This is a genomic window from Micromonospora sp. NPDC049366 (genome assembly GCF_044466625.1).
Taxonomy (GTDB): Bacteria; Actinomycetota; Actinomycetes; order Mycobacteriales; family Micromonosporaceae; genus Micromonospora.
Genome location: NZ_JBITMV010000018.1, coordinates 99,224 through 108,346, shown reverse-complemented (window position 1 = coordinate 108,346; position 9,123 = coordinate 99,224). Strand labels below are relative to the sequence as shown.

General features: G+C 71.3%; 7 protein-coding genes. 3 read left to right on the top strand and 4 right to left on the bottom strand.

Going from position 1 to position 9,123, the window contains the following annotated elements:
• Window positions 1–44 precede the first annotated feature (44 nt).
• From eccCa to ACIBTV_RS24430, 3 genes are read right to left on the bottom strand one after another with little or no spacing between them, the layout of a single operon-like run.
• The gene (gene eccCa / locus ACIBTV_RS24440) at window positions 45–4,061 is read right to left on the bottom strand and encodes a type VII secretion protein EccCa (RefSeq protein ID WP_396708419.1); all 4,017 of its coding nucleotides are present in this window, start codon (window positions 4,059–4,061) and stop codon (window positions 45–47) included.
• A 30-nt stretch (window positions 4,062–4,091) separates the two neighbouring features.
• Complete coding sequence (locus ACIBTV_RS24435) at window positions 4,092–4,535, bottom strand: WXG100 family type VII secretion target (protein WP_396708417.1); 444 nt, start codon at window positions 4,533–4,535, stop codon at window positions 4,092–4,094.
• Between the two features lie 39 nt (window positions 4,536–4,574).
• Complete coding sequence (locus ACIBTV_RS24430) at window positions 4,575–4,913, bottom strand: WXG100 family type VII secretion target (RefSeq protein WP_396708415.1); 339 nt, start codon at window positions 4,911–4,913, stop codon at window positions 4,575–4,577.
• Between the two features lie 183 nt (window positions 4,914–5,096).
• Here ACIBTV_RS24430 and ACIBTV_RS24425 point away from each other — a divergent pair, with 183 nt between their 5' ends.
• The 3 genes from ACIBTV_RS24425 to ACIBTV_RS24415 all read left to right on the top strand — a co-directional run bounded on the left by ACIBTV_RS24425 (window position 5,097) and on the right by ACIBTV_RS24415 (window position 8,327).
• Complete coding sequence (locus ACIBTV_RS24425) at window positions 5,097–5,783, top strand: hypothetical protein (protein ID WP_396708413.1); 687 nt, start codon at window positions 5,097–5,099, stop codon at window positions 5,781–5,783.
• Between the two features lie 177 nt (window positions 5,784–5,960).
• The gene (locus ACIBTV_RS24420; protein ID WP_396708411.1) at window positions 5,961–6,305 is read left to right on the top strand and encodes a hypothetical protein; all 345 of its coding nucleotides are present in this window, start codon (window positions 5,961–5,963) and stop codon (window positions 6,303–6,305) included.
• Between the two features lie 195 nt (window positions 6,306–6,500).
• Window positions 6,501–8,327: a glycoside hydrolase family 15 protein gene (locus tag ACIBTV_RS24415; RefSeq protein ID WP_396708409.1), complete on the top strand. Its 1,827-nt coding sequence runs from the start codon at window positions 6,501–6,503 to the stop codon at window positions 8,325–8,327.
• A gap of 4 nt (window positions 8,328–8,331) precedes the next feature.
• Here ACIBTV_RS24415 and ACIBTV_RS24410 read toward each other — a convergent pair whose 3' ends face one another.
• Entirely contained in the window at window positions 8,332–9,123 is a 792-nt protein-coding gene (locus tag ACIBTV_RS24410) for an SDR family oxidoreductase (protein ID WP_396708407.1), read from the bottom strand.

Here is a 9,123-nt window from a genome sequence, read left to right as displayed (position 1 = left end):
CTCCTGATTCGTTACCTGGTACGCCGCCGACCCCCGTGGTCCGGTCAGGAGTAGGCCAGTTCGTCCTCTGGGCTGGTCGCCACCTGGATGAGCACCGGCGGTCGGTTGCGCCGGACCAGCAGTCCCCTCCCCGGTGGCTGGGGGGTCGGGCGCACACCGGCGAGCAGTGGTCCTTCTCGACCCTCGCCGGAGAGCAGCAGCCCGTCAGTGCCGAGTTCGACGACCTTGGACATCAGTGAGGCCGACATCAACGCACGAGCGGCACCGGCCGAGCGATGCGCCGCCACGACGTGGAAGCCCACCTCGCGGGCCTGCACCAGGAACGGGGTCAGCGGCGCCAGCGGCGAAGCCGGCCCGGTGACCAGCATGTCCATGTCGTCGACGACGAGGTACAGCTCCGGCCCCGCCCACCAGGACCGGTCGCGCAGCTCCCGCGCGGAGAGGTCGGCGGGCGGGCGGCGTTCGGCCAGCCGCTCGGCGAGCTGCGCCGCGTACGCCTCCGCCGCGTGGGCGTCCGGTGCGTACGCGCCGACGTACCCGTCCGGCACAGCGCCCAGCAGGCTGCGCCGGTAGTCCACCACCAGGAACCGGGCCTCGTCCTCGGAGACCTGCTCGGTCACTGCCCGCATCCAGGTGCGCAGGAACTGCGACTTGCCCGAACCGCTGTCGCCGAAGACCAGGAAATGTGGCTGGTCGCGCCTCAGGTCCACGGTGACCGGCGCGAGGTCCGCCTCGTCCAGGCCGACCGCGCCCGCCGAACCGGCGACGGTCAGCTCGGCGACCGTGACCCGGTCCGGGAGCATGCGGATGGCCGGCGCGGCCGGACCCGGCCAGCTGTCGGCGATCCGCGCCACCAGCTTCGCCTGCGACTCGGAGAGCTCCTCGGCCACGTCGACGCCGCCGCGATCGTCCAGCGTCGGCAGCGCGACCTGGAAGAAGACGCCGGGGGCGATGACACCACGACCCGGCACCGCGCCGGTGAGTTGGCGGGAGAAGGCCCGGCCGACCTCGGACTCGTACGGGTCGTTGAGCCGCAGCTCGATCCGGCCACCGATGCTGTCGCGCAGGTTGGCGCGGATCTCGGCCCAGCGGCTGGCGGAGAGGACCACGTGCACTCCGACGCCGAGTCCGCGCGCGGCGAGCTCCACCACGAGGGCATCGGCCTCCTCGATCTCGCCCCGCATCGCCGGCCAGTTGTCGATGACCACCAGCAGGTCGGCCGCGCGGGTTCCCGGCGGCAGGCTCAGCGCGTCCCGACGACGGCGGAAGTCGGCCGCGGATCCGATGCCCTCCGCCCGGAACAGCTCCTCACGCTCGGTCACCAGGCGCATCGCCTCGGCCAGCAGCCGCCGTACCCGGGCCGGTTCGAGCCGGGACGCGACGCCGGTCACGTGCGGTGCGTCGGCCAGCGGCAGAAGGCCACCGCCGCCGTAGTCGATGACGGAGACCTGGATCTCCTCCGGCGTGCCGGTGAGGATCGCCGACAGGAGCAGGCTGCGCAGCAGCATGCTCTTGCCCGACTGCGGCGCGCCGACCACGGCGACGTGGCCGGCCGTGCCGGACAGGTCGAGCACCATGGGTTCCTGCTGCTGGTCGAGGGGCAGGTCGAGCACCGCGACGGGAATCTTCAGCCCACCGGGCCACGGCCACAGCTGCGCGGTCAGACCGCGGTCGGGGTCCGCGCCCACCGGCCCGAGCAGATCGCCGAGGCCGACCAGCGCGGGCAGCGGCGGCAACCACACCTGGTGCACCGGCTGGTCGTAACGCGAGAGCTGGTCGACGGCCACCTGTAGCTCGGTGCGGGTGTTCAGGTCCACGGCCGGCGGCGGTACGTCCTCCGCGACGGTGACCGTGGCGTTCGCCGAGCGCAGGGTGAACGGAACCAGCTCCCGCTGGCGGCTGGTGTCCGCGTCCGGCTCACGAGTGCCCAGGTAGGGACCGGAGATGTGCGCGACGCGGAACCGTGTGTAGACGGTTTCGTCCACCTTCAGGTACGCGGATCCGGGCACCGGCGGCAGGTGGTAGGCGTCGGGGGTGCCGATCACCGCCCGACTCTCCGTCGCGGAGAAGGTGCGCAGGCAGAGCCGGTACGACAAGTGCGACTGCAGGCCGCGTAGGCGGCTCTCCTCCAGACGCTGGGTGGCGAGCAGCAGGTGCATGCCGAGCGACCGGCCGACCCGGCCGATCTGCACGAACAGCTCGATGAAGTCGGGGCGGCTGGAGAGCAGCTCGCCGAACTCGTCGACGATGATCAACAGGTACGGCAGGGGTTCGAGCGGCCGGCCTTCGAGGTCCGTGCCGCCGGCGACCTGCCGAGCCTGATATTCGCGGACGGAGTCGATGTTGCCGGCGTCGCGCAGCATCCGCTGTCGACGCTGCTGCTCTCCGTGCAGCGCGGCGCGGACCCGATCGACCATCGCCAGGTCGTCGGCCAGGTTGGTGATCAGCCCGGAGACGTGCGGGAGGCCGGTCACGCCGGCGAAGGTCGCCCCGCCCTTGAAGTCGACCAGCACGAAGCTGACCAGCTCCGGGCTGTGCTTCGCGGCCAGGCCGGTGACCAGGGTGCGCAGCAGTTCGCTCTTGCCGGAGCCGGTGGCCCCGACGACCAACCCGTGCGGCCCCATGCCGCGCTGGGCGGATTCCTTGAGGTCCAGGAGCACCGGCTCGCCTTCACCGTCGACGCCGAGCGGCACCCGCAGCATGTCCGGGTCCGTCGGCAGCATCTGGCGTCGACGGGGATCGAGCTGTCCCACGTCCGGTACGCCGAGCATCTCGGGCAGCGTGGTGATCCGGGACAGGACCGGCTCCCGGTCCTCGGTCAGGCGCAGCGGGGCCAGCCGGCGGGCGATCGCCTCGCACAGCTCGGCCGGGCTCAGATCCGCGCGAGCTGATTCGATCACCGCGTACCGGTCCGGATCCGGCCCGCTCAACCGCAGCGTGCCGTCGGGCTCGACGACCGCGCGGCCGTCGACCCGGGTGGGTTCGGCGGCCTGGGAGCCGGCCAGGCAGACCACGGTGATGCCGAGGTCCGGGCCGGCGTCGGCCCACAGCGACTCCAGGATCGGCGTACGGGCCCACGGCGCATCCGGGCGGTAGCCGTCCAGCACCAGCACCAGCCGCCGCCCGAGTGGAGTGGGAGCGTACGTGCGCCGGCTGCGGGCCTCTTCCCGTGCCCGGTCACGCTCGCGCTCCAGGTAGTCGACGAGGAGGTCGAAGTCCTCGGCGACCAGGGACGCCACCCCGGCGGCCGAGGCGACGCCGGGCTCGTGGGTGTGCGGCAGCCACTTGGCCCAGTCCCAGCCGTCCGCACCGCCGGTGTGCACCACGATGGTGACGTCCTCCGGCGCGTGCAGTGCGGCGACCTGGGCCACCACCGACCGCGCCAGCGCCCGGGTGGCAGGCTCGGCGCCGACGAGGCTGACCACGCCACACCGCTCAAGGTCGATCCAGGCGGGCTGCCCGCCGACCGTACGGTGGACAGCCACCACCGCCTGGGCCTCGGCGAGCAGGGCGTGGTCGTACTCGGCCATCGGGTCCATCCGGCTGCCCAGCTCGACACCCCCGCCCACGGGTCCGGCACCGGCCCCGACCCGGACACGCAGGAAGTCCGGGTCGCCGGGCCGCCGCTCCCACGTGCGCCGCCCGGCGGCGACCAGGGCGAGGAGCCGCGCAGGGCTGGGCTGCCGGACGACCCCGGCACGACGGGTCGCGGCGGCGACGCCCCGCGCCGACTCTCGTACCTCGTCCAGGAGTTCCAGGTAGCGCTCGTGCTGCCGACGCTGGTTCGCCTCGGCCGCGTGCCTCATCTGCCAGCGCATGCCGACGGTGGCGACCACGGACAGCACCACGAACCCGATGCCCAGCATGATCAGCAGGGGACGTTGGTACGAGATGAGGTAACCCGCCATCGCCACCGTGGACAGCAGCGGCAGCATCATGGTCAACCAGGCGTTCGACGCCTGCGGCTGGGTGATCGGCGGAGGCGTGGGCACCATGATCCGATCCCGGGGAGCGTCGGGGAACGCGAGCCGGGCCGGCCGGTGAAACGGGATCCGCGTCATGGGGTGGCGATGTCCTTCGAGGCTGTCGGATCAGACCTGGCTGATGGGTTCGGTCTCGGTCGAGGGCTCACCTTCGGAGCCCTCGTCCTTCATGGCGAGCATCTGACTCATCAGGTCGATGTACTGCTGCCACAGTTCGATGATCTTCGTCTCGACGGTGTCCAAGTTCAGCGCCGCACCCTGCATGCCGCCCGCGATGCGGTTGAGGATGCCCGCACCGGGGTTCTCTCTGGTGCCGAAGAGCGCCGTGGTGCAGGCCCTCCACCGGTCGTTGAGGTCCTGCGCCGCGCGCTGACTCTCACCGACCCAGTTCACCTCGATCGATCCCAGCGCGTCCGAGATCCTGTCGAGCGCGTCGATCAGCTCCTCGGCGTGGCCGGGGATCGTGACCCTGCCCGCCGCCCAGAAATCGGTTATGTCCATCTTCAGCTCGGCCTCCGGGCTGGCCGAGCTGTAGGTGGTGCCGACGGGCACGGGAGCTCCCGGCAGGGGACTGGTCACCGAAGGTGCCTCTCAGCGCTGCTGAGGACCGTGGTTCGCGTTGCCGCCAAGGTTCGCCACCGCCCTCGCTTCGACGTCGCGATAGTTCTGGTAGGTCCGGCGCAGGCGCCGCAGGATGTCGGCCAGCAGCTCGTTGAGAGCGGTGGCATCCCTGTCGTACTCCTGCATCAGGCTGCTGTAGGTGTCCGCCGCGGGTGACTGCCAGTGGCTCTCCGACGCGATGAAGGCGGCGCGGATGTCGACCAGCGCGGCCTCCGCCCGCCCCTTCTGGGTCTCCACGGTGCGGATGGCCTCGCCGAAGACGCCCATCACCACTCGAAACTCGGTCAGCGACATTTCTCGTGGCGGCACAGCGGGCTTCCCTGGGTCCTGAGGCAGATGTGCTGGCAAGGCGGTCCGGTCCGACGGTAGAAACACCGCGACCGGGGAGAACAGTCGCCGTTCTGGGACTGTGGAAGTCGCCGATGAGGGACTCGGCGTGAGCGCCACGCTCGGGCGAATACTGACTGAGGTCGAGCTCTGGAGGTCCTCACCGTGCCGCGCTACCGGTCCCGCTACGACACCAACCCGCTGCCCGATCCGGGTGACAGCTTCGAAGAGCCGCCCGCTGGTTCGGAGCTTTCTCCGTCGAAGAGCCTGCGGGTGAACTGGCTGACTCCGCAACCCCTACACACGGTCACGGCGGGTGAGAAGCCCCCGGGTGGGGAGACCAACGCCGGCGGGGAGGCCGAGAACGGCGGCGGCACCGAGGGAGAGGACGAGCCGTCCCTCGACGGGCACGAGCCGAAGTGGGACGCGGTCCAGGTGCGCCCGGAGGACCTGCTGGCCCACGAGCAGCTGGTGCTCGACGAGGCGAGGAAACTCGCGGAGCTCTTCAACAGGCTGGTCGTCGACTCCGAGGCGGTGCTCGGCGCCGAGTTCTGGGGCACCGAGGAGGGCACCAACCAGACCCAACGCTACATCCCGGGATCCAGCGCGGTGCAGCGCGAGCGGACCGCCGGATACATGGGGCCGCACTACGTCTACACCTCCTCCGCGCAGAGCACCAGGAAGTTCCTCGAAGGGCTTCGCACGAGTCAGCGCGGGGCGCTGCAGCACGCCGCGAACGCGATCACGACGACGAGTGGCTTCATCGAGCTGCTGAACGCCACCGCGGACCTGTACGCGACAGCCGATCAATACTCGGTCTTCCCGGACCGGTCCGCCATCCCACCGGCGTGATCGCCAGGGGCGAGCGGTGCCGGCTCCGGTGCGTCGGCACCGGCCGACACCAGGTGAGAAAGCCGTTGAACAGGATCCGGCGGCTCTCGTCTGAATGAATGACCGGTTGGTCCTTCAGGTCGAGGCAGCCGGCGCATCGCCGACCGAACGCGCGGCGTCACCACCGGTAGGAGGATCATGTTCAACGTCTTCAACACGCAGCGACGAATCCGGCACGCGAACGACACCCACAACGACCAGAGGCACGTCCAGACCCCGGACGAATCGGCTCTGGCATCGAAGTCGCGGATCCGCGAAGCGCTCGACGAGATCGACCGGCACCTGGCCAGCGGCGCACCGACGCGCGACGCGCTGCTGGACGTACGGCTGAAGCTGAGCCCGACGGCACCGCTGTCCCCCCGCGCGAGCCACTACTGTTCGGACTGCGGCTGGGCCGGCCTCATGGGAGCCCTCCTGTTCGTCGGGATCGGCGATTACCTGGAGGACACGCAGGACGACGACGAAGATCCCGGGCCGTGGTGACGAGACGGTGACGGCCGGACATGCCAGCGACGGCCGGCACCCGGCGTGTCCGTCAGCGGGTCCGGCCGGCCCGCCGCTGGGAAGGCCGCGGGCGAGGTGTTACCGGCGTGGCAACGGGTAGTGGGTGCGAGGGGTAGCGCGAGCTTCGACAGGTGGCCGCCCACCGGCGGCCCGGCGACGGCGAGGGGAGGGCCCGTGCACAGGTACCCGTCCATCGCCGATCACGGCCTCATCGGCGACCTGCAGACCGCGGCGCTGATCAGCAAGGACGGCACGCTGGACTGGTTCTGCGCACCCCGCTTCGACTCGCCGAGCATCTTCGGCGGGCTCCTCGACCGCCGCAACGGCGGGCACTTCCAGATCTGCCCCGAGGGCACCGACTACACGAGCACCCAGCTGTACGTGCCCGGCACCCCCATCCTGATCACCCGGTTCCTCAGCGAGGACGGCGTCGGGGAGGTCCTCGACCTCATGCCCATCGCCGGCGACCAGGCCACCGAGCGCCACCGTGTCCTGCGGCTGATCCGCATCGTGCGCGGCACCATGCGCTTCCGCATCGACTGCCGGCCCCGGTTCAACTACGGCCGTGACGACCAGACACTCGAGGCACATCCGAACGGCAGCGTCTTTCGCACCCGAGACGCCAGCATCACCCTCCACTCGGTCGGCGTCGTCAAGCACGGGTCGGACAAGTACTACCAACGCAACGCAGAGCACCTCAGCCAGGCCGGCACCCTCCAGGAGGGCGACGTGGGCGGCGTCCTGCTGGAGACCGCCGCCACCGACCCGCCCCGCCTCGTCAGCGTCGACGAGGCGCAGGAGATGGTCGCTCAGACCCGCGACTTCTGGCGGCGCTGGCTCGACCGGTCCCACTACACCGGCCGGTGGCGGGAGATGGTCGAACGCTCCGCGATGACCCTCAAGCTGATGACGTACGCGCCGACCGGCGCGCTGATCGCCGCCCCCACCGCCTCGCTGCCGGAACGCATCGGCGGGCAACGCAACTGGGACTACCGCTACACCTGGATCCGCGACGCGTCGTTCTCGGTGCACGCGCTGCTCGGCCTCGGCTTCGTCGACGAGGCGCGGCAGTACCTCCAATGGCTCAACGACCGCATCGAGGACGCCCGCGAGGGCGCCGCGCCGCTGCAGGTCATGTACCGCGTCGACGGCTCGCCCGAACTGGCCGAGGAGGTGCTCGACCACTGGGAGGGCTACCGCGGATCCGGGCCGGTGCGCATCGGCAACGACGCCGCCCGGCAACTGCAAGTCGACATCTTCGGTGAGGCGCTGAACTCCGTCGACCTCGCCGACCGGTCCGGCCTGCAGAGCTCCTACCAGGAATGGTCGCGCCTGACCCACGCGGTGAACTGGGTCTGTGAGCACTGGGACCAGCCGGAGGAAGGCATCTGGGAGACCCGGGCGGGACGGCAGGACTTCACCTACGGACGGCTGATGAGCTGGGTGGCGCTCGACCGGGCCATCCGGATCGCGGAACGTCGAGGGCGCCCCGCCAACATCGAACGGTGGCGGACCAACCGCGACCTCATCTACCAACAGATCATGACGCGCGGCTTCCATCCCGGGCGCGATGCCTTCGTCCAGCACTACGCGTGCGACTACCTCGACGCGGCGCTGCTGGCCATGCCGTCGGTCGGGTTCATCGCGCCGACCGACCCGATGTGGCAGTCCACGCTGCGCGCCATCGACGCCGACCTCGTCTCCGACAGCCTCGTCTACCGGTACGACCCGACCGCCTCGCCCGACGGGCTGCCGGGAGAGGAGGGCACGTTCAGCATGTGCACCTTCTGGTACGTCGAGGCCCTCGCGGAGGCCGGCCGAATCGACGACGCCCGCCTGACGTTCGAGAAGATGCTCACCTACAGCAGCGAACTGGGCCTCTACTCCGAGGAGATCGCGCCCACCGGTGAGCAGATCGGCAACTTCCCGCAGGCGTTCAGCCACCTGTCGCTGATCAGCACCGCCGTGAACCTGGACCGGCTGCTGAACACCCGCACCTGACCCGTCAGGCGCTCAGCCGGCGCACCAGCTTGCGCAGGCCGGCCTGCCACCCGTCCGGGTCCTCGGCGCGGCGGCGCGCGTACCCGGCGACCTCCGGGTGCGGCAGGATCAGGAACCGCTCCTCGGCCAGGCCCGCCACGGCGGCGTCGGCGACCTGCTCTGGGGTGAGCACCGCGCCGGAGGCGGCGGTGACCCGCGCGCCGAGGTGCCCGGCGGCCAGCCCGTCGGCGAGCATCGGGGTGTCCACGCCCTGCGGGCAGAGCGCGCTGACCCGGATGCCCCGGTCCCGGTAGGTGATCGACAGCCACTCGGCGAACGCGACGGCGGCGTGCTTCGTCGTCGTGTAGGGGGCGTCGCCGACGGCGGTGAGCACCCCCGCCGCCGAGCAGGTGTGCAGCAGGTGCCCGCCGCCGCGGGTGAGCATCCCCGGCAGCACCGCCCGCGCGGAGTAGACGTGGGCCAGGACGTTGACCCGCCACGCGCGGTCCCACGCCCGGTCGTCGGCCTCGATCCCGCCGCCGCTGGTCACCCCGGCGTTGGCGCAGAACAGGTCGATGCGCCCGTAGCGCCGCTCGGTCTCGTCGACCAGGGCCTTGACCTGCTCCTCGTCGGTGACGTCCAGGGTGGTGGGGTGGGCGAGCGGGCCGATGCCCTCGGCGACCGCGCGCACGGCGTCGCCGTCGAGGTCGGCGAGGACGACCGCGGCGGCGCCCTCGGCGGCGAACCGGCGGGCCAGCGCGGCGCCGATGCCACCGGCGCCGCCGGTGATCACCGCGATCCGGTCGGTGAGGTTCAC

Coding starts and splice junctions, on each gene's coding strand:
- ACIBTV_RS24420 (WP_396708411.1), top strand. CDS start 5,961: ATGTTCAACGTCTTCAACACGCAGCGACGAATCCGGCACGCGAACGAC.
- eccCa (WP_396708419.1), bottom strand. CDS start 4,061: ATGACGCGGATCCCGTTTCACCGGCCGGCCCGGCTCGCGTTCCCCGAC.